This is a genomic window from Pseudomonas sp. SHLD1 (genome assembly GCF_028640935.1).
In the GTDB taxonomy this organism is placed as follows: Bacteria; Pseudomonadota; Gammaproteobacteria; order Pseudomonadales; family Pseudomonadaceae; genus Chryseomonas; species Chryseomonas aestiva.
On the sequence record NZ_JAQZAD010000013.1, the window covers coordinates 88193 to 113544 of the forward strand.

Annotated in this window: 19 protein-coding genes and 1 pseudogene; 14 read left to right on the plus strand and 6 right to left on the minus strand. The window is 68.1% G+C overall.

Features of this window, described 5'->3' with window-relative positions; genetic code table 11:
• Positions 1 to 62 precede the first annotated feature (62 nt).
• Positions 63 to 3137, plus strand: coding sequence for an autotransporter domain-containing protein (locus PVZ77_RS05905; RefSeq protein WP_273805891.1), 3075 nt, complete (start codon positions 63 to 65; stop codon positions 3135 to 3137).
• Positions 3138 to 3225: 88 nt separating this feature from the next.
• On the opposite strand, the gene PVZ77_RS05910 is transcribed toward PVZ77_RS05905, so the two are convergent.
• The 3 genes and pseudogenes from PVZ77_RS05910 to PVZ77_RS26015 form a co-directional block, all read right to left on the minus strand.
• Positions 3226 to 4146: a substrate-binding domain-containing protein gene (locus PVZ77_RS05910; RefSeq protein WP_273805892.1), complete on the minus strand. Its 921-nt coding sequence runs from the start codon at positions 4144 to 4146 to the stop codon at positions 3226 to 3228.
• 14 nt (positions 4147 to 4160) lie between these two features.
• On the minus strand, positions 4161 to 4874 hold the full coding sequence (locus PVZ77_RS26010; protein WP_443218044.1) for a methyl-accepting chemotaxis protein: 714 nt from the start codon (positions 4872 to 4874) through the stop codon (positions 4161 to 4163).
• A gap of 144 nt (positions 4875 to 5018) precedes the next feature.
• Positions 5019 to 6146: pseudogene (locus PVZ77_RS26015) on the minus strand (HAMP domain-containing protein); the annotation flags it as partial.
• A gap of 377 nt (positions 6147 to 6523) precedes the next feature.
• Here PVZ77_RS26015 and PVZ77_RS05920 point away from each other — a divergent pair.
• From PVZ77_RS05920 to PVZ77_RS05980, 13 genes are all read left to right on the plus strand, one after another.
• Complete coding sequence (locus PVZ77_RS05920; protein WP_273805894.1) at positions 6524 to 6805, plus strand: hypothetical protein; 282 nt, start codon at positions 6524 to 6526, stop codon at positions 6803 to 6805.
• Positions 6806 to 7118: 313 nt separating this feature from the next.
• Positions 7119 to 7382 carry a hypothetical protein gene (locus PVZ77_RS05925; protein WP_183629326.1) on the plus strand — a complete coding sequence of 88 codons (264 nt, stop codon included), beginning with the start codon at positions 7119 to 7121 and terminating at the stop codon, positions 7380 to 7382.
• A 289-nt stretch (positions 7383 to 7671) separates the two neighbouring features.
• Positions 7672 to 9861, plus strand: a complete 2190-nt coding sequence (locus PVZ77_RS05930; RefSeq protein WP_273805895.1) for a TonB-dependent siderophore receptor — start codon at positions 7672 to 7674, stop codon at positions 9859 to 9861.
• A gap of 83 nt (positions 9862 to 9944) precedes the next feature.
• A complete protein-coding gene (fes, locus tag PVZ77_RS05935) occupies positions 9945 to 11195 on the plus strand; it encodes an enterochelin esterase (RefSeq protein WP_273805896.1) in 1251 nt (416 codons plus the stop codon).
• 22 nt (positions 11196 to 11217) lie between these two features.
• Positions 11218 to 11424 (plus strand): MbtH family protein, encoded by a 207-nt coding sequence (locus tag PVZ77_RS05940; protein WP_273805897.1) that lies wholly within the window; start codon positions 11218 to 11220, stop codon positions 11422 to 11424.
• A gap of 11 nt (positions 11425 to 11435) precedes the next feature.
• Positions 11436 to 15374, plus strand: coding sequence for an enterobactin synthase subunit F (locus tag PVZ77_RS05945; RefSeq protein ID WP_273805898.1), 3939 nt, complete (start codon positions 11436 to 11438; stop codon positions 15372 to 15374).
• Between the two features lie 113 nt (positions 15375 to 15487).
• Entirely contained in the window at positions 15488 to 16504 is a 1017-nt protein-coding gene (locus tag PVZ77_RS05950) for a LacI family DNA-binding transcriptional regulator (RefSeq protein ID WP_273805899.1), read from the plus strand.
• Positions 16505 to 16746: 242 nt separating this feature from the next.
• Entirely contained in the window at positions 16747 to 17688 is a 942-nt protein-coding gene (locus PVZ77_RS05955; protein ID WP_273805900.1) for a substrate-binding domain-containing protein, read from the plus strand.
• A gap of 12 nt (positions 17689 to 17700) precedes the next feature.
• Positions 17701 to 18477 (plus strand): ATP-binding cassette domain-containing protein, encoded by a 777-nt coding sequence (locus PVZ77_RS05960; protein WP_027599921.1) that lies wholly within the window; start codon positions 17701 to 17703, stop codon positions 18475 to 18477.
• A 13-nt stretch (positions 18478 to 18490) separates the two neighbouring features.
• Positions 18491 to 19510, plus strand: a complete 1020-nt coding sequence (locus PVZ77_RS05965) for an ABC transporter permease (RefSeq protein ID WP_273805901.1) — start codon at positions 18491 to 18493, stop codon at positions 19508 to 19510.
• Complete coding sequence (locus PVZ77_RS05970) at positions 19507 to 20616, plus strand: phosphotriesterase family protein (protein ID WP_273805902.1); 1110 nt, start codon at positions 19507 to 19509, stop codon at positions 20614 to 20616. The genes PVZ77_RS05965 and PVZ77_RS05970 overlap by 4 nt, the downstream gene beginning before the upstream one ends.
• Positions 20613 to 21368: a glutamine amidotransferase gene (locus tag PVZ77_RS05975; RefSeq protein WP_273805903.1), complete on the plus strand. Its 756-nt coding sequence runs from the start codon at positions 20613 to 20615 to the stop codon at positions 21366 to 21368. The genes PVZ77_RS05970 and PVZ77_RS05975 overlap by 4 nt, the downstream gene beginning before the upstream one ends.
• Before the next feature lie 28 nt (positions 21369 to 21396).
• A complete protein-coding gene (locus tag PVZ77_RS05980) occupies positions 21397 to 22527 on the plus strand; it encodes a M20 family metallopeptidase (RefSeq protein ID WP_273805904.1) in 1131 nt (376 codons plus the stop codon).
• On the opposite strand, the gene PVZ77_RS05985 is transcribed toward PVZ77_RS05980, so the two are convergent.
• Genes PVZ77_RS05985 through fepD form a run of 3 tightly spaced genes read right to left on the minus strand, consistent with a single transcriptional unit; the run spans position 22524 to position 25308 of the window.
• The gene (locus tag PVZ77_RS05985; protein WP_273805905.1) at positions 22524 to 23321 is read right to left on the minus strand and encodes an ATP-binding cassette domain-containing protein; all 798 of its coding nucleotides are present in this window, start codon (positions 23319 to 23321) and stop codon (positions 22524 to 22526) included. The genes PVZ77_RS05980 and PVZ77_RS05985 overlap by 4 nt on opposite strands.
• A complete protein-coding gene (gene fepG, locus PVZ77_RS05990) occupies positions 23318 to 24316 on the minus strand; it encodes an iron-enterobactin ABC transporter permease (protein WP_187979750.1) in 999 nt (332 codons plus the stop codon). The genes PVZ77_RS05985 and fepG overlap by 4 nt, the downstream gene beginning before the upstream one ends.
• Positions 24313 to 25308, minus strand: a complete 996-nt coding sequence (fepD, locus tag PVZ77_RS05995) for a Fe(3+)-siderophore ABC transporter permease (protein ID WP_273805906.1) — start codon at positions 25306 to 25308, stop codon at positions 24313 to 24315. The genes fepG and fepD overlap by 4 nt, the downstream gene beginning before the upstream one ends.
• Positions 25309 to 25352: the final 44 nt, after the last annotated feature.

Here is a 25352-nt window from a genome sequence, read left to right on the forward strand (position 1 = left end):
AGGCTCGCCGCCCCAAGACAGCTTGTAACAAGTTGTATCCACAGGGCCGAGGAGAAGAGCTGGTGAAACGTTCAGGTAACAAACCCGCGGTGTTGACGATCGTGTTCGCGGCGTCGCTGTTGGCGCTTTCGGTCCAGGCGGCCAGCCGTTCGGGCAACAACGCCATCAATGGCGTCGATCTGCTGTCAGGCTACGACAAGCTCTGGACCCCCGGCGCCACCTGGAACACCGGCACGCCCACCGCCTTCGGGGCGCCCATCCTGCAGCGCAATATCCAGTACGTGGTCGACCTCGCGAAGACCCGCACCCAGGCCCAGGAGATGGCCGCCTACTACGACGACCGCCGCGACCAGAGCTACAGCCTGATCAGCGGGCTGGGCTCCCTGGCCAGTGGCTACCTGGCCGGCTCCGGCGCCTTCACCACCATCCCGGTGTTCGACGCCTCCACCCAGACCACCAAGTACAACGACAACGGCAACGGTGCCGGCGACGCCAACTCGCAACTGGGCAAGGTGGTGCAGCTGGTCCAGGCGATCCGCAACGATGCCTCCACCACCCCGGCCAAGAGCGCCTACCAGTATCCGCGGCCCTGGCGGCAAGCCAGCGTGGACATCGTGCCGCTGTCGTTGCGCCCGGCGCTCAGCACCACGCCGCAGAGCGACGGCGGCTTTCCCAGCGGCCATACCAACGCGGCCTACCTGGCGGCCATGGGCTTCGGCTACGCCGTACCCCAGCGCCTGGGTGAAGAACTCTTCCGCGCCTCGGACCTGGGCAACAACCGCATCGTCGCCGGCATGCACTCGCCGCTGGACGTGATCGGTGGCCGCATCACCGCCACCTATTTCGCCATCGACAACCTGGTCAACAATGCCCAGCTGCGCAGCGATGCCTTCGCCCAGGCCCAGGCCTACTTCGCCCAGCAGTGCGGCGGCGACATCAACAGCTGCGTGGACAGGATCGATCCGGCCACCGACCAGCATTCCCAGCACGCCCAGGACAAGGCGCTGTACACCGCCCGTATGACCTACGGCTTCGCTCCCGTCGGTCCGACCAACCTGGCGCCGGTGGTGCCGGTCAATGCGGAGGTGCTGCTGGAGACGCGCTTTCCCTATCTCGCCGCCAGTCAGCGCCGCGACATCCTGGCCAGCACCGAGCTGTCTTCCGGCTATGTGGTCATCGACGAATCCAACGGCTACGGTCGCCTCAACCTGATGGCCGCGGCCGACGGCTACGCGGCCTTCACCGGCAATGTCAGCGTCAACATGGATGCCGGCCAGGGTGGCTTCAACGCCCGCGACGCCTGGCGCAACAACATCGCTGGCAGCGGCAGCCTGACCAAGAACGGCAGCGGCGAACTCACCCTCAGCGGCTTCAATACCTACAGCGGAGGGACGGTGATCAATGGCGGCACCCTGCGTGGCCATGCCCAGGCCTTCGGCAGCGGCGACATCACCGACAATGCCACCCTGGTGCTGGATCAGTCGGTCAATGACAGCCTGGCCAACAACCTGCACGGCAGCGGCAGCCTGGTGAAGACCGGGGGCGGCTCCCTGAGCCTGACCGGCAACAGCGACCTTTCTGGTACCACCCGCGTCAACCAGGGGCGCCTGGCCATCAACGGAAACCTCGGCAATTCGGCGGTCATCGTCAACACGGGCGCCACCCTTGGCGGCAACGGCAGTCTCGCCAGCCTGCGTGTGGCCGAGGGCGGCATCCTCGCGCCCGGCAACTCGGTGGGGCAACTCAACGTCAACGGTAACGCCGGCCTCGACCAGGGCTCGATCTATCAGGTCGAGACCGATGCCAGCGGTCGCGCCGATCGCCTGGTGGCCAGTGGCGGCATCACCGTCGACGGCGCCACCCTGGCGCTGGTTGCCAGCCCCTACTGGCAGCCGCTGGGCAGCTATCAGCTGCTGAGCGCGGGCAATGGCCTGAGCGGCCGCTTCGGCCAGATCCAGTCCGACTTCGCCTTCCTCACCCCGACCCTGAGCTATGGCGCCAACCAGGCGACCCTGAGCCTGGCGCGCAATGGCGTGGCCTTCGCCGAGCTGGCCGAGGGCCGCAACGCCCGCGCCGCCGCGACGAGCCTGGATAGCGCCGGAGCCGGCAATGCCTTGTGGAATCAGGTGGCCGCGACCAACGCTGCCAGCGCCCGAAGCACCTTCCAGAGCCTGGGCAACGAGCTGCACGCCTCGACCAAGACCGTGCTGGTGGAAAACAGCCGGCTGGTGCGCAATGCTATGAGCGATCGCCTGGGCGACGCCCAGGACGAACTGCCGTCCAGCTCCGGCATCCAGGGTCTGGCCGGCAGTCGCGAGCGGGGACTGGTCTGGACCCAGGCCCTTGGCGCCTGGGGTCGCAACGACGGCAGTCACGACGCCGGCAGCCTGGACAGCCACAGCCGTGGCCTGCTGATCGGTGGCGACGTACCCCTGGACAGCGGTTGGCGCGTCGGCGGGCTGGTGGGCGTTGGTCACACCGATCTCGACCTGCGCGGCGAATCCGGCTCGGCGGACAGCACCGACTACCACCTGGGCCTCTATGCCGGCCGGCAGTGGGACGCCCTCAGCCTCAAGCTGGGACTGGCCCACAGTTGGCACCAGGTGGAGGCGCGGCGCACCCTGGCGATCCTCGGTAACGACCAGCGCCTGGCGCCGGACTACGATGCCGGTACCAGCCAGGCCTTCGGCGAACTCGCCTATCGGATCGAGCAGGGCAGCCTGAGTCTGGAGCCCTTCGCCACTCTGGCCCAGGTGCATCTGCAGACCGATGCCTTTCGCGAGCGCAGCGGTGCGCTGGAACTGGACAGTCGGCGGCAGACCACCGATGCGACCTTCAGCACCCTGGGCCTGCGCCTGGCGGCCAAGCCACTCGGTGGGCTGAAGGTGGTACCGAGCGCGACCCTGGGCTGGCGCCATGCCTTCGGCGACACCACCCCCGAGCATGAGTCGGCCTTTGCCGGTGGCCCGGACTTCAAGCTGGTGGGGGCACCCTTTGCGCGGGACGCGGCCGTGGTGCGCGGCGCCCTGGACCTGGCGCTGAGCGAGACGGTGTCGCTGGGATTGGGCTATGAGGGTCAGCTGAGCAGCCAGGCCAGGGACCAGGACCTCGACGTCCGGCTCAGCTGGCGCTTCTGAGGAAAGGCGCGCTGACTGTCCGAAAGGGCAGGGCGCCTGGCCCGGGCAGGGCGGCTGCCGGAAACGGACAGCCTGCCTGCCGTGAGGGCTAGAAGGACGCCAGATTGTCCGGCGTGATCAGCTGGAAGGGGACCCGGGTGAGATTGCTGCTGGTAGAGCCGTTGGCCAGCCGCAGGGCCATGTCCACCGCGCCCTGGCCCTGGCCCTTGGCGTCCTGCAATACACTGACCGCCAGCTTGCCCTCGCGCATCTCCTGCAGCCCGTCGGGGGTGCCGTCGATGCCGCCCACCAGGTATTTCGCCAGCGGCTTGCCGGCCTTTTCCAGACCATGGATCGCGCCGATGGCCATCTCGTCGTTGTTGGCGGCAACGATGTCGAAGGCCACGCCCTTGTCGACCCACTGCAGGACGCGTTCGGTCGCCTCGCTGCGCTGCCAGTTGGCCGAGGCCTTCACCACCACCTGCATGTCCGGGTACTTGGCCACCACCTTCTCGACGCTCTCGGTGCGCAGCTTGGTCGCCGGGTGGGCCGGTTCGCCCATCAGGATGGCCACCTTGCCCTTGTAGCCGGCACGGCGAGCCAGCTCTTCCATCTGCATCGTCGCGGCTTCCACCTCGTCCGAGCCGACGAAGCCGGCATAGGTGGGAAGGGGCGAGACGCTGGGGCGATAGTTGATGAACACCAGCGGCACCTTGCTGCTCATCGCCAGCGACAGCATCTCCTGGGTATTGCTGTCGTCGATGAGATTGACGATGACCGCATCGACGTGGGCGGCGATCAGGTTGCGGTACTGGCGCAGCTGCAGGGCGCTGTCACTGTTGGCGTTTTCCAGGAAGAGGTCGGCGTCCAGGGTATGGGCGCGTTCCTCGACATTGTTGATCAGCAGGGTGCGGAAGTTGTCGCGCTTGGAGGTCAGGACGCCGATCAGCGGGGCGCTGGCCTGGGCCAGGTTGACGCAGGTGGCGGCCAGGACGAGACCGGCGAGAAGGCGAAGCTTTGGCTTGAACATGAGTCGGTCCCCGGTCAGACACTGAAACGTTGCAGCAGCTCGCGCTGCCGGCTGGCCATGAGCGAGAGGTCCTCGCTGCTCCGCGCGGCGCTGTCGGCACCCTCTGCAGCCCTGAGCGCGGCGTCGTTGATCTGCACCATCATGCGGCTGGTTTCCTGCACGGTGGCGCTCTGCTCCTCGGTGGCGGCGGCGATCTGGGTATTCATCTCGCGGATGGTGCCGACCGCCTGGCTCATGCTCTGCAGGGCTTCCCGGGCGGAGGAGGCCAGTTGCACGCACTCCCCGGACTGGGCGCGGCTCACCCCCATGATGTCCACCACCGAATGGATCTTCTGCTGCATCTGTTCGATCTGTTGCTGGATTTCGCTGGTGGAGGCCTGGGTGCGACTGGCGAGGGAACGTACCTCGTCGGCGACCACGGCGAAGCCGCGGCCCTGCTCGCCGGCGCGAGCGGCTTCGATGGCGGCGTTGAGAGCGAGCAGATTGGTCTGCTCGGCGATATTGCGGATGGCGTCGACGATGCCGTCGATGCTCTGGCCATAGCCCTGCAGTTCATCGGTGGCCTGGGCGGCGACCTGGATCTGCTGGGCCTGGCGCTGGATGCTGTCGATGGTCTCGGCGACGGTGGTGCCGGTCGCCGTGCTCAGTTCGAAGGTGTGGTCGACCGCATCCTTGGTGTCGAGGGCGCGCTGGGCCACCTCGGCCACGGTGCTTTCCATCTGGGTCATCGCCGAGGCGGCGGAGCCGAGACGCTCGGTCTGCTCCTCCACGGCGCGGGTGGTACTGGCACTGATGTCGGCATTGGCCAGGGCGGTACGCCGGAGGTCGTCGGCCGACTGGGTGAGGGTCTGCACCGTGGTCTGCAGCGAATGGATCAACTCGTTGAGATAGCCGCCCAGTTCGCTGAATTCGTCCTTGCGACGCACATCGAACTGGACCCGCAGATCGCCAGCCGTGACCTGGCGCAGCGAGTCGCGGAACGCCTGCAGTGGTCGCCGCAGGCCGCGTGCGACCCACAGGCCGATGATCACGGCGGCGCAGATCGCCAGCAGGGCAACGATGGCCAGGACCTGGCGGCTGGTGGCCACGCTGGCATCGGTATCGCTCTTGGCTTGCTGCGCCACGGCGACGGCACCGGCGCTGAGGGTGCGCAGGGCATCCAGGGTCGCCTGCAGGGCGGTGCCGGTGCGCTGGCGCTGGGCGTCGAACTGGGCCTCGGCCGCGGCCTGCCGCTCATAGGCCTGGCGCAGGCCATCGGGCGCGGTCATTTCGTGCAGCAGACGGGTGACCATCACCCCCACGATGCGCGCGCTGCGCTCGTCGACGGTGGCCAGGGCGCGTAGCCGATCGGTGATGACATCCTGCTGCTGGTTGAGCGTCACCGCCAGACCTGGCAGATCCAGGCGGGCCGCCTGAGTGGCGAAGGCGGCATAGGTCTTGTCCGTTTCGATCAGCAGCATCTGGGCGGCGCGAACCGCCGCGGTGGCGCCTTCCGCCTTCTGTTGCGCACTGTAGGCCTGCAGGTAGCTGGACAGCCGATTGGCCTCCGGCGTGGCATAGCCCTGCAGGGTCCGGGTTTCACGGCGCACGGCGACCAGCCGGCGATAGCTGTCGATGAGGGTTTTCGCCTGGTCGCCATAGGCGTTGCCCAGCTTCTGCTCCTGAGCGAGCGCCTGGGTCAGCTGGTCGTGGCCACGCAACAGCGCCGGCAAGCGCTGGTGCAGCTGCAGGTAGTCGGCGAACTGCTGCTGGAATTGCTTCTCGTGCGTGGCGATCGGCGCTGAGTCGGTCTCGGCCAGCAGACTGAGCAGGGTCTGGTTGGCGCCCAGCAGCTGCACGTTGATTTCGCCAACGGCCTGACCGAGCGGCGCGGATTGTTCGGTGATGACCGCCAGCCGCTCATGGATGGACTGGGTACTGGTGAAGCTTACGGCGACGATACCCAGCAGCAGCAGCACCAGAAGAGCGATGCCGCCGACTACCCGTTGAAGAAGCGTCATGGTTGTTCCCTGCTTTGTTATCGGTGTAGAGGCAGGAGGCCAGCGGCGGCAGGTTTCATCGTGCGTCTCGATGCCTGTCCGTGGCCAACATCCCCGCAGCCTAGTCTTATCCCCTGACCTTTCCGCAGGGTCTGCGGACGTGCGGCCTTCGCCGGGCGATCAGCTGTCGTCGACACCCGCCAGCGCCCGTGCCAGAGCCTGGCACGCCGGTTCGCGTCCTCGACGGGCAGTACCCGCGGGCTGCCAGGCACATGGCAGGCGCTCGCCTAGGGCCACCGTGCGACGGACACCTCAGGTTGCGATGCTGGCGTGCTCGGCCAGAAACCAATCTGGGCTTCGCCAGGTCCCTGAAAGGTCTCTTTTCTCAGGAATACCCGATGTCCAAAGCTCTGCTGTGCTCCCTCGTACTGGCTACCGCCGCAACCCTGACGGCGTGCGACAAGACCTCCGAAGACCACGCCCAGGACGCCCAGACCCATAGCCAGAAGGCCCAGGAGAAGGCGGCCGAAGGCAAGGTCGAGCGGGCCTCCAAGGAGCAGGCCAAGGCGCAGGAAGACCGGGCCCAGGCCAATGAAGCCGCGGCCACCGAAGGGCGCAACACGCCCCCCGATTCCGCCGTGCCCGGCTATATCAAGACGCCCAGCAAGGAAAATCCCTGAGTCTCGGCCCTGGTCGGCTGTTGGTTCAGGAGCGGCCGCCGAGGAGGCGACGCGAGAGGCAAGGCCCGCTGCAAGAGGACTTAGCGTCTTCTTTGCTGTCCAGCGAGATCAGCTCGTGACGCTCTCGCTGGCGGAACATCCGGAGCGTGGGAGGAAGCGGGCCAGGGCAAGGCGCTGATCGGCGGTGCGGAGAACGGGCCTGGGCTTGCCGACGACAGCCATCCTCGAGGCGAGCAACGGCTGTTTACATCCGGGCCAGGACGATTAGAGTAGGAGCCACTTCGCCATCATTCGTCCAGCCTCCGGAGCCACCATGAGCCTTTCGCGACCGATCCACTGGTATCGTGCCCGCAGCACGCTCGAAATCGTCGCCCTGGGCCTGGGCGTCATCGCCCTGGTGGTCGCGCTCGATCAGGGGCTGCGCAACTCGCCTTCCGAACACCTCGCGGACTATCACGCCTGCAAGGGTGACGGTGGCCTGGCGCGAATGAACGCCATCGGCGAAATCGTCTGCCGGCTGCCCAGCCCGGTGATCGGCCAGGTGGCGGCCAAGACCCCGGCGGTCTCCGGCCTGTAAACGACCGCCAGGCTTCTCACTGCGCGGCGCGCTCAGGATCAGCCCGATCCTATGACCGGACCTTTTCGGCCCGGTGATGCCTCTTTCCTGCATTCCTTCCTGATGCCGTCCTGACCTCTGGGCGTGGATCACGGCTGCCTGGCGTTCGCGAGGCGAACAGCTATTGCTTAACGTAATATTTGATAATGAGAGTGCTTATCATTTAAAGTGCTGGCCCTCGCGGGATACCGCGAAGAGCAGCCTTCAAGTGCACGGCGTCGGCTGCAACGCCACGGTCACAAGGATCACCATGAACACCCAAGGAACCCTCTGCCAGCCCGTCCGCCCTTGCCGCGGGGCTCTCCGTCAGCTGCTGCTGATCGGCGCGCTGATTCCCTTTCCGCTGACGGCCCTGGCCGCCACGGTGGCCGAGCAGAACGCCACGGAACTGGACACCCTGACCATCGAAGGCAACCGCCTCTACGACATGGCGCCCTCGGAACAGACCGGCGGCTATACCGTGGATTCGGCGACCGTGGGCACCAAGACGCCGGCCGCCCTGCGCGATATTCCCCAGTCGATCACCTCCTACACTAGCGACTACATCAAGGATCGCAACTTCAACACCCTGGACGAGCTGGCCAAGTCCACCGCCGGCCTGCGGGTGCTGACCAACGACAGCGGGCGTTCCTCCATCTATTCGCGTGGTTACGAGTACGACGAATACAACATCGACGGCCTGCCGGCGCCCATGACCAGCATCTTCGGCACCGTACCCATTCTCTCGCCCTTCGACCGGGTCGAGATCATGCGCGGCCCCTCCGGGCTGTTCAACAGCACCAGCGAACTGGGCGGCATCGTCAACATGGTGCGCAAGCGCGGCACGGAAGAGTTCCAGGGTCACATCACCGGGCGCTACGGTTCCTGGGACACCAACTACCAGGAAATCGACCTGGCCGGTCCGCTCACCGAGAGCAAGAACGTGCGGGGTCGCTTCGTCGCCTCCCGCGCCGACACCAATGGCGAAGTGGACTACAACGCCAACACCGACCAGAGCTACTACGGCGACCTGGACATCGACCTGTCCGACGCCACCCAGATCTCCTTCGGCCTGATCCATCAGGTCAAGAACCTCACCCCGCACAACGGCTATCCCACCGACACCCAGGGCAACCTGCTGGACTTCAGCCAGTCGCGCTTCCTGGGAGCGGACTGGAACTACTTCGACGGCAAGACCACCGACGGCATCTTCGAGCTGACCCACAGGTTCGATAACGGCGGCTATGGGCGCATCGCCGCGCGGGCGTCGCATCGGGAGGCGGATTACCTCTATGCCTTCACCGGCGGGGCGGTGCAGGCCAACGGCAATACCAGCATCCGCGCCAGCACCCGGGACTTCGAGCAGGACGCCTATTCCCTCGACGCCAGCTACAGCCAGCCGTTTGAGGCGCTGGGTCAGGTCAGCGAATTCGTCGTGGGTACCGACTACAAGCACTACGACACCGACTACCAGAACGGCAACAGCGTCCTGGGTACGGTCAACGTGAACAGCTATTCGCCGACCCGCTTCGCCAAGCCGGCGCGCGCCTACCAGACCGACTTCAGCAGCGAGGATCGCGAATTCGGCCTCTATTCCAAGGTCACCTTCCGCCCCATCGAGCGCCTGGCGCTGATCGGCGGTGCCCGGGTCTCCTGGTACAAGGGCGAGGCCTACACCACCACCCTGGCCAGCGGCGCCGAGGCGGGGGAGAGCCAGAAGCACAGCGGCTTCGTCACCCCCTACCTGGGTACCGTCTACGACCTGGACGACTACCATTCCCTCTACGCCAGCTATTCGAAGGTGTACAAGCCACAGAGCGAGCTGGATGCCCAGGGCAAGGCCATCGACCCGCGCGAGGGTGACCAGTACGAAGTTGGGATCAAGGGCAGCTATTTCAACGGCGACATGAATGCGCGGCTGTCGGTCTTCCAGCTGACCGACGAGAACCGCGCGTCCACGCCCTTCGATGCCAATGGTCTTGCGATCACCACCTATTCCGAAGCGTCCGGCAAGACGCGGGTGAAGGGGGCCGAGATCGAGGTCAGCGGCAAGCTCACCGAGCAGTGGGAAATGCTCGCCGGCTACACCTACATGGATACCCAGAACCTCAGCGGCGATGGCAACACCCTGTTCGAAGCCATGCCCAAGCACATGGCCTCGCTGTGGACCAAGTACACCCTGGCGGGTGGTCCGCTGACCGGCCTGAGCATCGGTGGCGGGGTGACCGCCATGAGCGATTTCTCCCAGACCAACCAGACCTCCGGGGTCACCGTGTCCGCGCCGGGTTATGCCACGGTGGATGCCAAGTTCTCCTATCCGGTCACCCAGCAGCTCACCGCGACCCTGGACGTGAACAACCTCCTCGACAAGGAATACTGGTCGCGCGTAGGTTCGGTTTCCACCTTCAACTTCCAGGGCCCCTCGCGCAGCGTGATGGTCGGGGCGCGTTACGACTTCTGAGTCCCAGGCCGACCCGGGCAAGGCCCGGGTCGGCCGGCGCGATGCAGGCCATGACGATACTTGCGACGATGTAACTTGATGCGATGAAAGATTCACTCTTCCAGCGGGACGATGTCGGTAGCGAGCCCTGGTGGCAGGCCGTGGCCTGTCGCGGCACGCCGCTGATCGAACCCACTGTGGCCGGGCGCTATCGCCTGACCTTTGTCTGGCGCGACCCCGAGGGGTTGGCCGAGCGCTCCCGTACCCGGCGGGTCTGGCTCAATATCACCGGGGTCACCGACCATCATCAACCGGGCCTGCCGCAGAGTCTGCGGCGCCTGCCAGGCAGCGATGTCTGGGCCTGGGAGACCGAACTGGAGGGCGGCTGGCGGGGCAGCTACTGCCTGATCCCCAGCGGGGAGCCGGCACCGTTCGAAGGCGAGGCCCAGCCCGACCTCCAGGGCATCCGCCTCTGGTGGCGCAGCGTCTTTCCCCTGGCCCAGGCCGACCCGCTCAACCCCCGCCGCGCCTGGCAGGGTGGGCGCGGGCTGGCCGTATCGGGCGTGCACCTGCCGGAGGCGCCTGCGCAGCCGGCCTGGGCGGCCTTCGATACCGACCGGCCACGGTCTCCAGCGGCCTGGCCCCGCCTGCAGCAGTACCCGTGGGACAGCGCCCGGCTGGGCAACAGTCGCCCAGTATGGGTCTTCGCTACTGGTAATACCACCCCTTTGGAGCGGCCGCTGGCCATTCTGCTGGATGGGCAGTTCTGGGCGCAGACGATGCCGGTGGGCGCACCGCTGCAGCGGCTTACCGATGCCGGCCAACTGCCGGAGGCGGTCTATCTGCTGATCGACAACAGCGACCGCGCCCTGCGTGGCAGCGAGTTGCCCTGCAATCCGGAATTCTGGCTGGCGGTGCAGGAAGAGCTGCTGCCGCAGGTGCGCGACTGGGCGCCCCATGCGCAGTCACCGTCCTCGACGGTCGTCGCCGGGCAGAGCTTTGGCGGACTGGCGGCGCTCTATGCCGCGCTGCATTGGCCTGAGCGCTTCGGTTGCGCCCTGAGCCAGTCCGGATCCTTCTGGTGGCCGCAGCGCGGCGCGCCGGGACGGCTGTTCGAGGCACTGGCGAGCGGGCAGGGGCGCACTCACCCCTTGCGGCTGTTCATCGAGGCCGGGTTGCGCGAGCCGGCCATCCTCGAAGCCTCCCGCGCCCTGGTCCCACGCCTGCGCGAGCAGGGTCACGACCTCGACTATCGCGAGATCGACGGCGGCCATGACGCCCTCTGGTGGCGCGGTGGCCTGCTCGACGGTCTGGTCCGCCTCTGGCAACCCCTGCTCGCCGACGCCCCTCGCTAATCCCCCTTTCCCAGGAGCTCCGATGGACGCCCCCAATCCCTTCGACGATCCCGCCCAGGTGCTGCTGATCCTGCGCAATGCCCGGGGCCAGTGCAGCCTCTGGCCGCAGGCCATGGCCGTTCCCGCCGGTTGGGCGCCCGTGTTCGGCCCGGCGCCGCGCGTCGCTTGCGACGACTGGCTCGCCAGCCACTGGCGCGATATCCGCCCGGTCGTCTCCCTGCCTTCCTGACTGGAGTTCCCGTGTCTTCCACGCCCCGTTCTCGCTTTCCCGAGCTGCCGCTGGTCGCTGCCCAGCCCGGCATCTGGCTGGCCGATCAGCTGTCGCCCCATGCCAACGCCTTCGCCGTGGCCCATCTGGTCGAGTTGCGCGGGCCGATCGACGCCCAGGCGCTGATGGCGGCCATCGTCCAGGGCCTGGGCGAACTGGACAGCCTGCAGCTGACGTTCGCCGAGCGCGAGGGCGAGCTGGTGCAGTGGATCGACAGCGCCATGGCCATCCCAGCGCCCGAATGGCTGGACCTGCGTGGGGCAGCCGATCCGGAAGGCGCAGCGCGTGCGGCCATCCGCACCGATCTCGACGGCGACCTGCGGGCCACCAGTGGTGGTCCGCTGTGGCTCAACCGGATCTACCGGCTGGGTGACGATCACCTGTTCTGGTACCAGCGCTATCACCACCTCCTGATCGATGGCTATGGCTTCGCGGCCCTGGCCAAGCGGGTAGCGGCCCTGTACAGCGCCAGGATACGGGGCGAAACGACCGAGGCCTCGCCGTTCGTGTCCTTTGCCGAGGTGGTGCGCGAATACCAGGATTATCGGCAGTCGGCCGTGCGCGAGCGCGACGAAGCCTTCTGGCGCGAGCGTGGCGCGGCCTTGCCGCCGGCGGCGTCCCTGGCGCCGGGTGGCCTGTCGGGACAGGTACCCACGCCGCGGGTGGTGGAAGCCCGCACCCGGGTGCCCGCCACGGTCTTCACCCGGCTCGCCGAGCAGGGCAGGGCTCAGGGGGTGACGCCGGCCGATCTGGCCGTGGCCCTGGCCGCCACCTGGTTCGCGCGCCTCAGTGGCCAGCCGGCCTTCAGCGCCGGCTTCATCTTCATGAGACGCATGGGTTCGGTGGCGCTCAAATCCGGTGGCGCGACGCTCAACGTCCTACCGCTGGGCGTGCGCACCGACTCGACCCAGACGCTGCCGCAACTCGCCGCCGCGCTGGCCGCCGAGCTGAAGAAGGTACGCCGTCACCAGCGCTACGACGCCGAGCAGATCGCCCGCGATCTTGGCCGTCCGGGCGATGCCGAGCCGCTGACCGGACCGGTCATCAACCTCAAGCTGTTCGATTTCGCGCTGGATTTCGCCGGGGTGCCCGGCATCACCCACGAACTGGCGTCGGGGCCTGTGCGCGACCTGGAGATCGCCCTCTATCTGGAAGCGGGCGGCGCCCTGGATATCAAGCTGCTGGGCAATGCCGAGCGCTACGCCGCCGATCTGTTGCAGGGGCGCGTGGAGCGGTTCGGCCTGCTGGCCGGGCAATTCGCCGAGCAGCCCGGCCTGGCCCTGGGCGATGCAGACCTGCTGGCCCCGGCGGATCGCGCCTGGCTGGCCGAGATCAATGCAACCAGGCAACCGCGGCCTGAGGCCACCCTCGCGACCCTGCTGGCCGACCAGGCCGCGCGCACCCCTGCCGCGCCTGCACTGGCCGATCTGCAGCTTGCCTTCAGCTATCGGGAAACGCGCCAGCAGGTGCTGGCGCTGGCCCAGCGGCTGAGCACGGCCGGGGTCGGTCGCGGCGACATCGTCGCCGTGGCCCTGCCACGCTCGGTGTTCCTCTCCCTGGCGCTGCTGGCGACGATCGAGCTGGGCGCCGCCTACCTGCCGCTGGACAGCGGCTATCCCGACGAGCGCCTGCAACTGATGCTCGACGACGCGCGACCCCGGGTGCTGGTGACCGATGCCAGCCAGCGCGGGCGCTTCCCGGCGCTGCGCGAGGATCAGCTGCTGATTCTCGATGCGCCCCTGGAGGAGCTGGACCACGAGCCCGTGTTCGCCGGACCGCGTCCCGGCGATCCGGCCTATCTGCTCTATACCTCCGGCTCCACCGGCCGCCCCAAGGGCGTGGTGGTCGGCCATGCCGCCATCGTCAATCGCCTGCTGTGGATGCAGGACAGCTATCCCATCGGCGCCGGCGACACGGTCTTGCAGAAGACGCCGAGCAGCTTCGATGTGTCGGTCTGGGAATTCTTCTGGCCGCTGCTGGTGGGCGCCCGGCTGTACCTGGCGCCGCCCGAGGCCCATCGCGATCCCGCGGCGCTGCAGGAGCTGTTCGCCCGCGAGCGGGTGACCACGGTGCACTTCGTGCCCTCGATGCTGGCGGCCTTCGTCGCCAGCCTGGACGAGCCGGCCGCGGTGGCCCGCTGCGCCAGCCTGCGCCAGGTGTTCTGCAGCGGCGAGGCGCTGCCCACCGAGCTGGCCCGTACCTGGGAGCGCCGCGTCGGCGCGCCCCTGCACAATCTCTATGGCCCCACCGAAGCCGCGGTCGACGTCTCCTATCATCCGGCCCACGGCGCCGCCCTGGCGGCCGTCACCGGCAGCAGCGTGCCCATCGGCAAGCCGGTGTGGAACACCGGGCTGCACATCCTCGACGAACGCCTGCGGCCGGTCCCGCCGGGTGTAGCGGGTGAACTCTATCTCAGTGGGGTGCAGCTGGCCGACGGCTATCTGGGTCGCCCCGAACTGACCGCGGCGCGTTTCATCGCTGCGCCGGACGGGCAGGGCGAGCGGCTGTATCGCACCGGCGACGTGGCGCGCTGGCTGCCGGAGGGCGTCGTCGAATACCTGGGCCGCAGCGACGACCAGGTGAAGATCCGGGGTCAGCGCATCGAACTGGCGGAGATCGACCATGCCCTGCTGGCGCTGCCCGGCGTGGCCCAGGCAGTCACCCACGCCCGGGTGCTGGGCGAGGCGGCCGCTACCACCGGCGGCGATGCCCGCCAGCTGGTGGGTTATCTGGTCGCCCAGCCGGGTGCTGTACTGGACCTGGAGCGCCTGCGCGCGCGCCTGGGCGAAAGCCTGCCGCCGCATCTGGTGCCGGTGGCGCTGGTCGAGCTGGAGGCCTTGCCCCTGGGCGCCACCGGCAAGCTGGATCGCAAGGCCCTGCCGGCGCCCCGGGGCGTGGCCAGGGCCGCGAGCCGTCCCCTGGCGCCGGGGCTGGAAAGCGAGCTGGCGGCGGCGTTTTCCGAGGTGCTCGGCTGCGCCATCGTCGGTGCGGACGATGACTTCTTTGCCCTCGGTGGCCATTCGCTGCTGGCCATGACCCTGGCGGCCAATCTGCGCCGGCGCCTGGGGCGGCCGGTATCCATTGGCCAGATCATGGTGGCCTCCAGTGTCGCCCGCCTGGCGCGGCAGCTGGAGCAGGACGCGGCGAGCGCAACGCGGGCCGGCTTCGAGACCCTGCTGCCGCTGCGCCCGGGCGACGGGCCCAGGCTGTTCTGCTTCCATCCGGCCTCGGGTTTCGCCTGGCAATTCAGCGTACTGGCGCGCCACCTGGATCCGCGCTGGTCGCTGCTCGGCATCCAGTCGCCGCGCCCGGACGGTCCCCTGGCCCAGGGCGCCGATCTGGAATCCGTCATCCAGCGCCATCTGCGCACCCTGCGCGAGGTGCAGCCGCACGGCCCCTATCATCTGCTCGGCTATTCCCTGGGCGGCACCCTGGCCCAGGGCCTGGCGGCGCGGTTGCAGGCGGCAGGGGAAGAGGTCGCCTTCCTTGGCCTGCTCGACACCTATCCACCGGAAACCCAGAACTGGCAGGAGCGCGAAGGCCAGCGCGAGCTGGATCCTGAGGTGCTGGCCGAGGTCAATCGCGAGCGCGAGGCCTTCCTGGCCGCCCAGCAGGGCCTGGCCGATCCGGCGCTGGGGGAGGGGGCGGAGCTGTTCGCCACCATCGAGGGCAACTACGCCGATTCGGTGCGGCTGCTGGCCACCGCGCGCAGCGCGCGGTTCGACGGCGAGGCACTGATGTTCGTCGCCCGCCGCACCCTGCCGGCGGGAATGGACGTCAGGACCACCTGGGCGCCCTGGATCACCCGCTTGCAGGCCCACGAGGTGGACTGCGCCCACGTCGACATCATCGCCCCGGCCCAACTGGCGCAGATCGGCCCGCTGCTGAATCGGGCGTTGAAGGCGTTGTGACGGCTCGAGGGTTCGCCTCGACGGCGACTCCTCGCTCAGGCAAGGTGTGAAACCTGGGCGGGGCAGGAGAGATGATCGGCCAGGCCGCTCCTTCTCTCATTGCAGGTGGACCCATGGCGAAAAGCGTGACCATTCAGGATGTCGCCCGGCAGGCAGGCTTGTCCAAGTCTGCGGTTTCGCGCTACCTGAATCACAGCCTGAGCCTGCCACCCGCCACGGCGCAGCGTATAGAGGGTGCCATCGAGGCCCTGGGCTTTCGGCGCAACAGCCTGGCCCAGCGCCTGAGCAAGGGCGGCAGCGAGACCATCGGGCTGGTCCTGCCGGACATCGCCAATCCCTTTTTCGCCGAACTGGCCGACGCCGCCGAGGCCACTGCCTTCGCCCATGGCTACAACCTGGTGCTCTGCCTGACGCGCAACGATCCGGCGCGGGAGATCCAGTACGTCCACTGGAAGGGATCGCGCCGCGTCGACGGTCTGCTGTTTATCACCAACCGCGCGGATGACGGGACGCTGGCGGCGCAACTGGGCGCCTACCGGGAGATCGTGTTGCTGGACGAGGACGTACCGGGTACCTCGATGCCCAAGGTCTTCGCCGACAATGTCGTCGGCGGTCGCCTGGCCACCGAGCATCTGATCCGCCGAGGCCATCGGCGCATCGCCCATGTCTCCGGGCCGGCAGCGGTGATGAGCGTGAGGGAGCGGCGACAGGGCTATGAGCTCGCCCTGGCCGCGGCCGGAATCCCCTCGCGTCCCGACTATCTGCTGCTGGGTGAATACAGCCGCGAATTCGGGCGTCAGGCGGCCGCGATCCTGCTGGATCTGCCGGAGCCGCCTCAGGCGATCTTCGCCGCCAGCGACTTCATTGCGGTGGGGGTGCTCGATACCCTTCGCGAGCGCGGCCTGACAGTTCCCGCTTCCCTGTCCCTGGTCGGCTTCGACGACGCGCCCTACGCGGAATTGCTCACGCCGCCGCTCAGTACCGTGCGCCAGTCGGCGCGGGACCTGGGTCGCCAGGGGATTGAAGCCCTGCTGGGGGTGCTCGCCGGGCAGCCGGTAGCCGAAGAGCAGCGGGTGGCCGTGACCCTGGTGGAACGCGGCTCGGTCGCCCCAGCGCCTGCCCCAAGGTAGCACCAGGCGTTTCCATTCTGCCCAGTCGTGGAGCACTCCCGGGGCTGTCCTGCCAAAGGCTCTGCGCAGGGGGTTTGAGTAACCGTTTGAATTGGCAGTGGAAGCTAGTCCTCTAGTCGCGCTGGCACGTCTTGTGCTGTTTCTTTCCCAGCAGAACCTTCCGGGTTCTATTTTTTGGTCAATTTAGTAAACCGGTTTACTAGCCACTGCCGCATCCGCTGGCAGGGTAGAGGAGGATGGAGATGCTTCGATTCGGCAAGACGTTCGCTTCCATGCTGATGGTGTTCGGATTGGGCCTGGCCGGTGTCGTCCAGGCGGCGCCGGCCAAGCGGCTGGCACTGGTCCAGGTGAATCAGCAGGCACTCTATTTCACCCAGATCACCCAGGGTGCCCAGGCCGCCGCCAAGGCGGCGGGCGCCGAACTGGTGGTGTTCAACGCCAACGACAACCCCTCCGCCCAGAACGACGCCATCGAGGCCTATATCCAGGACAAGGTGGACGCCATCCTGGTCTGTGCCATTGACGTCAACGGCATCAAGCCGGCGGTCTCGGCGGCCGTCCAGGCCGGTATCCCGGTGGTGGCCATCGACGCCGTGCTCAAGGGCGACAACCAGGTGCAGGTCGGCGTCGACAACCGCGCCGCGGCTCGTCAGCTGGGCGAGTACACCGGCAGCTACATCACCCGTGAGCTGGGTGGCGAGGCCAAGATCGGGGTGGTGGGAGCCCTGGGTTCCTATGTGCAGAACCTGCGCCTGGACGGCTTCCGCGAGGGGCTGGCACAGAGTGCGCCGAAGGCGGAGATCGTCGGCACCGTGGATGGCAACAACGTGCAGGACACCGCTCAGAGCGCCGCGGAAAATCTGCTCACCGCCAATCCGGATTTGCAGATCGTCTATGCCACCGGCGAGCCGGCGTTGATCGGTACCGTCGCGGCCAGCGTTGCCCAGGGCAGCGGCGAACGTACCCGGATCTTCGGCTGGGACCTGTCGCCCCAGGCTGTCCAGGGCCTGGATGACGGCTCCGTGGCGGTGGTGGTGCAGCAGAACACCCGCGGCATGGGCAAGGCGGCGGTGGAGGCGGCGCTGGCGCTGCTCGCCGGCCAGCAGGTGACCAAGCAGCAGGATATCCCGGTGACCCTGGTCACCCGGGAAAACCTGGATTCCTATCGCGCCGATTTCAAGTAGCGGAGGCCCAGCATGGACACTGCGACGACGGTTCCCCGGGTCAGCATGACCGGCATCACCAAGAGCTATGGCTCCATCCAGTCCCTGCGCGGCGTCGACCTCGCCCTGCAGCCGGGCGAGGTCCTGGGGCTGGTCGGCGACAACGGCGCCGGCAAATCGACCCTGACCAAGATTCTTTCCGGCGCGGTGCTGCCCACCAGTGGCTGCATCCGCATCGACGGCCGCGAAGAGGTATTCCAGGGCCCGGCGGATGCCCAGCGCTGCCGGATCCAGATGGTCTATCAGGATCTTTCCCTGTGCGACACCGTGGACGTGGCCGGCAACCTCTTCATGGGGCGCGAACCCCGCCGCCGGCTGCTTGGCTTGCCGCTGCTGGACGAGCGCAAGATGCACGCCGATGCGCGCCGCATCCTCGAGGGGCTGGGCATCAGCCTGCCCGATACCCGCGCCCAGGTGCGCCATCTCTCCGGTGGCCAGCGCCAGGCCGTGGCCATAGCCCGTGCCGCGGCCTTCGAACCACGGGTACTGATCATGGACGAGCCGACCGCCGCCCTGGCGGTGGCCGAGGTCGAGGCCGTGCTGGAGCTGATCCGCACCATCAGCCGCCAGGGCGTGAGCGTCATCCTCATCACCCACCGGCTGCAGGATCTCTTCCTGGTCTGCGATCGCATCATGGTGATGTACGAGGGCCAGAACCTGGCCGAGCGCCGGGTGGCCGACACCAGTCTGGGCGAGATCGTCGAGCTGATCGTCGGCCACAAGTTCACCGCCCGTTCCGCCTGCGCCTGAATCGGAGGATTTCATGAATACCCTCGACCTGACCCGACAGCGCGTGGTGGTGCAGTCACCGCTGCGCCGCCTGCTGCACGACTATCCCGGCGTGGCCAGCATCGCGCTGTTCTTCGCCCTCTGCTGCCTGCTCTTTGCGCTGGTGACCGACAACTTCCTCAGCGGCGGCAACCTGCTCAACGTGATTCGCCAGAACGCGCCGCTGCTGATCGTGGCCGTGGCCATGACCCTGGTGGTGACCACCGGTGGCATCGACCTGTCGGTCGGTTCCACCCTGGCCCTGGTGGGCGCCCTGGCCGCCCTCGGCCTCAACACCTGGCAGCTGCCCTGGCCGGTGGTGCTGGCCGGCGGTCTGCTGGTGGGGGCGCTGATCGGCGCGCTGAACGGGTACTTCATCGCCTACGCGGGAATCCCGGCGTTCATCGTGACGTTGGCGACCCTGACCATCATTCGCGGCCTGGCACTGCTCATCACCCAGGGCTACTCCATTCCGGTCCCCCGTGAACTCACCGCCTTTCTCGCGCTCGGTCGCGGCTGGGTGCTGGGACTGCCGCTGGTGGTATGGCTCGCGTTCTTCGCGGTGCTGGGCGGCATGCTGCTGCTGGGCAAGATGCGCTTTGGTCGCTATCTCACGGGGATTGGCGCCAATGCCGAAAGCGTCCGCCGGGCAGGGGTGAACACTCGCGGCGTGTTGCTGCGGGTCTATGTCCTGAGCGGCATGGCGGCGGCGCTGGCCGGGATGATCTTGACGGCACGGCTGGGCAGTGGCTCCTCCAACCAGGGGGAAGGCTTCGAGCTGGAGGTCATCGCGGCGGTGGTGCTCGGCAGCACCAGTCTGTTCGGCGGCTTCGGCACCATCCTCGGCACCCTGCTGGGCGTGCTGACCATGGCGGTGATCAAGAACGGCCTGATCCTCGCCCATGTGTCGCCCTTCTATACCCAGATCGCCACAGGGGCCATCGTGCTGCTGGCGATCTGGCTCAACACCCGTATCCTCAAGACCGGCCGTCCGCTGGGGAGGGTAGGCGGATGAGTCTGTTTCGCCATCCTGAGCCGCTTCCGGTCGGGGTCGACAGCGGCCATGCCATGACGGTGCTTGGCCCGCTGCCGGTGGACCGGTTGGGCGTGACCCTGATGCACGAGCACATCCTGCTCGACGCCTCCGGCAAGTGGGTGCCACCCCGTTGCTGCGGCGAGCGGCATCTGGCCGAGCAGCCGGTAAGCATCGAACTGCTCGGCGAGCTGCATCTGAATCCGCTGGTCAGCCGCGACAACTGCCAGCTGTTCGACGTGGACCTGGCCTGCGCCGAGCTGCTGAAATATCGCGCCCTGGGCGGGGAGACGGTGGTCGATCCCACCAACCTCGGCATAGGTCGCGATCCCCAGGCGCTGCAGGGCATCGCGCGGCTCACCGGTCTCAACATCATCATGGGCGCCGGTTTCTACCTGGAGCCCTCGCACCCGGCCTATGTCAGGGAGCGCTCGGTGGAGGAGCTTACCGCCCAGATCGTCCATGACGTGGGCGGAGCGGCGGAAAAGCCCGAGGTCATCGCCGGCCTGATCGGCGAGATCGGGGTGTCGGCTGCCTTTACCGCCAGCGAGGAAAAGTCCCTGCGCGCCGCCGCCCGGGCCAGCGGCCTCACCGGCGTACCCTTGGCGGTCCATCTGCCCGGCTGGGAACGCCTCGGCCACCGGGTGCTGGACATCGCCGCCGCCGAGGGCGCCGACCTGCACCACGTGGTGCTCTGCCACATGAATCCCAGTCATCGAGACCTCGACTACCAGCACGGACTCGCCGAGCGGGGCGCCTTCCTCGAATACGACATGATCGGCATGGGCTACTACTTCGCCGAAGAGGCCGCCCAGTCGCCGTCCGACGAGGACAACGCCCGCGCCCTCGTCGGTCTGCTGGAGGCCGGCTACGGCGAGCGCCTGCTGCTGTCCCAGGACGTCTTTCTCAAGACCATGCTCACCCGCTACGGCGGCCACGGCTATGGCTACCTGCTCAAGCACTTCGTCCCGCGTCTGCGCCGCCACGGCGTCACGGGGGCGCAACTGGAAACCCTGCTGATCGACAACCCGCGCCGCGTCTTCCAGCGCGATCGATCGGCCTTACGTCCGCTACCGGAGAACCTATGAAACAGTCCGTTCTGCTCGCTGGCGAATCCTGGGTCAGCACCGCGACCCATATCAAAGGCTTCGACCAGTTCGCCTCCGTCACTGCCCACAACGGCGCCCAGCGCCTGCTGGCGGCACTGGCCGACAGTGACTATGCCATCACCCAGATGTGCGCCGACCAGGCGCAGACCGAGTTTCCCGCGACGCTGGAGGCCCTGCGCGACTACCAGGTGATCATCCTCTCGGATATCGGTGCCAACAGCCTGTTGCTGCATCCGGACACCTGGTTGCGCAGCCGCCGCACGCCGAATCGCCTGACGGCGCTGCGCGAGTACGTGCTGCAAGGCGGCGCCCTCATGATGGTCGGTGGCTACTACAGCTTCCAGGGCATCAACGGGGGCGCGCGTTATCGCGGCACGGCGGTGGAAGAGGTGCTGCCGGTGCGTTGCTTGCCCTATGACGACCGCATTGAGGTGCCTGAAGGCTTCACCCCGCAGGTGCACGGCGAGCATGAGTTGCTGCGTGGCCTGCCCGAGGACTGGTCCTATCTGCTGGGCTACAACGAGGTGGAATTGCACCCGGATGCCCAGCTCGTGGCGAGCGTCGCGGGCAGCGGCCATCCGCTGCTGGCGACCCGTGAAGTCGGCCAGGGGCGTACCCTGGTCTGGACCAGCGACATGTCGATGCACTGGATGCCCGACGACTTCCTGGCCGGCGATGCCTATCGGCGCTTCTGGCTCAACTGTCTGGATTGGCTCTCGCGGCGCGCCTGATCATCCTCAATCCGACTGGAGATCACCGATGCTCGACGATCCTCTGGCTCTTACCCGAGCGCTCCTGGGGTTTCCCACGCTCAATCCGCCAGGCGATGAAGAAGCCTGTGCGCAGTTCCTGGTCACGATGCTCCGCGAGGCAGGCTTCCACTGCGAGTTGCAGCGTTTCGGCGAGCGACGCTGCAACCTGGTGGCCTGGCTGCCAGGGCGTGGGGCGGGCAAGCCGCTGGGCTTTACCGGACACCTGGACGTGGTGCCCCTGGGCAATGGCACCTGGCGCCACGGCCCCTTCGCCGGCGAGGTGGCCGAAGGGCGCCTCTATGGTCGCGGCGCCAGCGACATGAAGGCGGGCATCGCGGCCTTCATCGTCGCCTGCCAGCGCAATCGCGACGTCATCGCCCAGGGGCCTGGCGTCCGGCTGCTGCTCACCGGCGGTGAGGAAACCGGCTGTGACGGCGCCCGGGCGCTGTGCCGGGACGCGCCGCACCTGCTCGGCGACCTGGGCGCGCTACTGGTGGGCGAGCCAACCGCCAATCGACCGGTGCTGGGGCACAAGGGCGCCTTCTGGCTCCGCTGCACGGCTCATGGCCGAACGGCCCACGGCGCCATGCCCGAGGAAGGGGAAAACGCCATCTACCGCCTGGCCGAGGCCATTGGCCAGGCGCGCACCTTCGCCATCGGCCCGCCGCATCCGCTCATGCGGCAACCCACGCTCAATGTGGGAACCGTCAGCGGGGGGCTGAACATCAACTCGGTGCCGGATCGTGCCTCCTTCACCCTCGATCTGCGGACAGCACCGAACCTGGACCATGCCGACATTCAGCGGCGACTGGCCGAGCACCTGGGCAGCGATCTGGAGCTGGAGGTCCTGGTGGATCTGCCCGGTGTCTGCGCCGATATGGGCGACGCCTGGGTGCGGCAGGTCTTCGAGCGCTGTGCCACCCTGCATGGCGAGGCGCTGCCCGCCAGTGTGGTGCCTTACTTCACCGATGCTGCCGTGCTGCTGCCCGCGCTGAATGATCCGCCCACCCTGATCCTGGGGCCGGGCGAGCCGAGCATGGCGCACAAGGTGGACGAATACTGCGAGGTGCAACGACTGGAGGAGGGCACCGAGCTCTATGGGCAGTTGCTCCGGGACTGGATGCTCGCCGGACCCTAGCGCCGCGCCAGGGGCACCACCATGGGGGTCCCGGCCACCGGGTCGTCGATGATCAGGCAGTCGAGGTCATAGACCGCCTTGATCAGCGCGGGGGTGACCACCTCGCGCGGGCGGCCGGTGGCCAGCACCTTGCCGTCGCGCATGGCCACCAGATGGGTGGCGTAGCGACAGGCGTGGTTGAGGTCGTGCAGCACCATCACCAGAGTATGGCCCTGCTGGCGATTGAGGTCTTCCAGCAATTCCAGCAGGTCGATCTGGTGGGTGATGTCGAGCCAGGTGGTGGGCTCGTCGAGCAGCAGCAGCGGGGTTTCCTGGGCCAGGGCCATGGCGATCCATACCCGCTGGCGTTGGCCGCCGGAGAGGGTGTCCACCGCCCGGTCGGCCAGTTCGAAGACGCCGGTGGCCTGCATGGCGTGGGTCACCGCGCGCTCGTCGTCGGCGCGCACGCCACCGAACAGCGTCTGGTGCGGATAGCGCCCGCGGGCCACCAGGTCGCGCACCGAGATGTCGCCCGGGGCCTGGGAGCTCTGCGGCAGCAGCCCCAGGCGACGGGCCACTTCCTTGGTGCGATAGCTCTGGATCGCCTGGCCGTCCAGCCAGACCTGGCCCTGGCTGGGCGCCAGCAGCCGGCTGAGGGTGCGCAGCAGGGTCGACTTGCCGCAGCCGTTGGGACCGATGATGACCGTCAGCTCGCCATCGGGTATGGTCAGCGACAGGTCCTCGGCGATCAGCTTGCGGCCGTAGCCCAGGGTCAGGCGCTCGGCGTGCAGGCGCGAAGCGGGGGCGTCGTTCATGAGCGGCGGGACTCCCAGATGAGCAGGCCGATCAGGTAGAGCCCACCCAGGCTCACCGTGACCAGGCCGACCGGCAGGACATAGGGCAGGAACAGGCGCTGGGCGAGCAGATCCGCACCCAGCAGCAGCACCGCGCCGGTCAGGGCGGCGGCGGGCAGCGCCAGGCGCTGGGTGCCGGTCAGGCGGCGGGCGATCTGCGGCGCGGCCAGGGCGATGAAGGAGATCGGCCCGGCCACCGCGGTGCCGGCGGCGGTGAGCACCACGCCCAGGCCCAGCAGCGACAAGCGGGTGCGCTCCACCGGCACGCCCAGGGCGCAGGCGGTGTCGTCGCCCATCTCCAGCAGGAACAGCCGGCGACTCAGCGCCAGGCTGGCGGCCCCCGCCAGCAGGATGAAGACCACCGCCGGCCAGGCCTTGGCCCAGGTCAGGCCGTTGAGCGAACCGGCGCTCCACAGGCCGGCGCTGAAGGCGGCTTCCAAGGAGGCGTGGACGATTAGCCAGGTGTTGAGCGCCATCAGCAGGGCGCGCACGCCGATGCCGACGATGATGAGTCTCAGGGTATCCACGCCGCTGCCGCGCCAGGTGAGGGCATAGACCAGGGCGGCGCTGAGCAGGCCGCCGATGAGGGCAGCGGTGGTGCTCCAGAGGATGCTGGCCTGGAACAGCACCAGGGCGACCAGCACGCCGCTGTAGGCGCCGGTGTTGAAGCCCATGATGTCCGGGCTGCCGAGGGGATTGCGCAACAACGACTGGAACAGCGCGCCGCTGAGACCCAGGGCGGCGCCGATCAGCAGCGCCAGGGCCACCCGCGGCAGGCGCCACTGGGTGACCACCAGTTCGATGCCGCGCGGCGCCTCGCCGAGCAGGGCGGCCAGTACCTGGGAAGGACTCAGGGCCAGGCTGCCGCTGCCCAGGGCGAACAGCGCCAGCAACAGGGCGCCGCCGAGCAGGGCGAACAGCACGCCGGGCAGGCGCAGGCGACCGGGGCGGTTCATGCCCGACCTCCCTGGCGCTGGCGACGCGCCAGCCAGATCAGCAGCGGCGCGCCGAGGAAGGCGGTCACCACCGAGACGCGCAGCTCATTGGTGACCAGCAGACGGCCGACGATGTCGGCGCTCAGCAGCAGACCGGGGGTGAACAGCAGGACAAAAGGCAGCAGCCAGCGATGGTCTTCGCCGATGGCCCAGCGACCCAGGTGCGGCACCATCAGGCCGACGAAGGCGATGGGTCCGACCGCGGCCGCGGCGGCCCCGCAGAGCAGGGTGATGGCCAGCAGACCGAGCAACTGGGTCTGGCGGACCCGGGTGCCGAGGGCCACGGCCAGATCGCTGCCCAGGCTCAGGGCGTTGAGCGCCGGAGCCAGCAGCAGGGCGATGACCACGCCGCCCAGCACCGGCAGGCTGGCGCTGCGCAGCAGCTCGAGCTGACGCACGTCCAGGGAGCCGAATTGCCAGAATCTCAGTTGATCGTAGACCTGGGGATCGAGCAGGGCGATGCCCGAGCTGACGCCTTCGAGCATGGCGCCCAGGGCCACCCCGACCAGCACCAGGCGCATGGGATTGAAGCCGCCGCCACCGGCGATGCCGGCCAGCAGCACCACCAGGCTGGCCAGCAGGGCGCCGCCGAAGGCAAAGCCCAGGTACTGCTCGGGACCACTGGCACCGAACAGGGCGATGCCCAGCACCACGGCGAAACTGGCACCGGCGTTGACGCCGAGGATGCCGGGGTCGGCCAGGGGATTGCGCGTCAGCGCCTGCATCAGGGTGCCGGCCACCCCCAGCGCCGCCCCGGCGAGCAGGCCGGCGAGGGTCCGCGGCAGCCGCGCCTCGCGCACGATGAGGCAGGCCGGCTCGCTGCAGCCCTGGCCCAGTGCCTGCCAGACGTCGGCCAGCGGGATGGCGGTGGCGCCGAGCGCCAGGCTGGCAGCCATCACCAGGAGCAGCAGGAACGCGGCGCAGCCGAGGATGAAGAGGCGGCGCCTGGTCATCCGCGGCGACCGACGGGGAGGGGAGTGGATGAGAACAAGGCGTA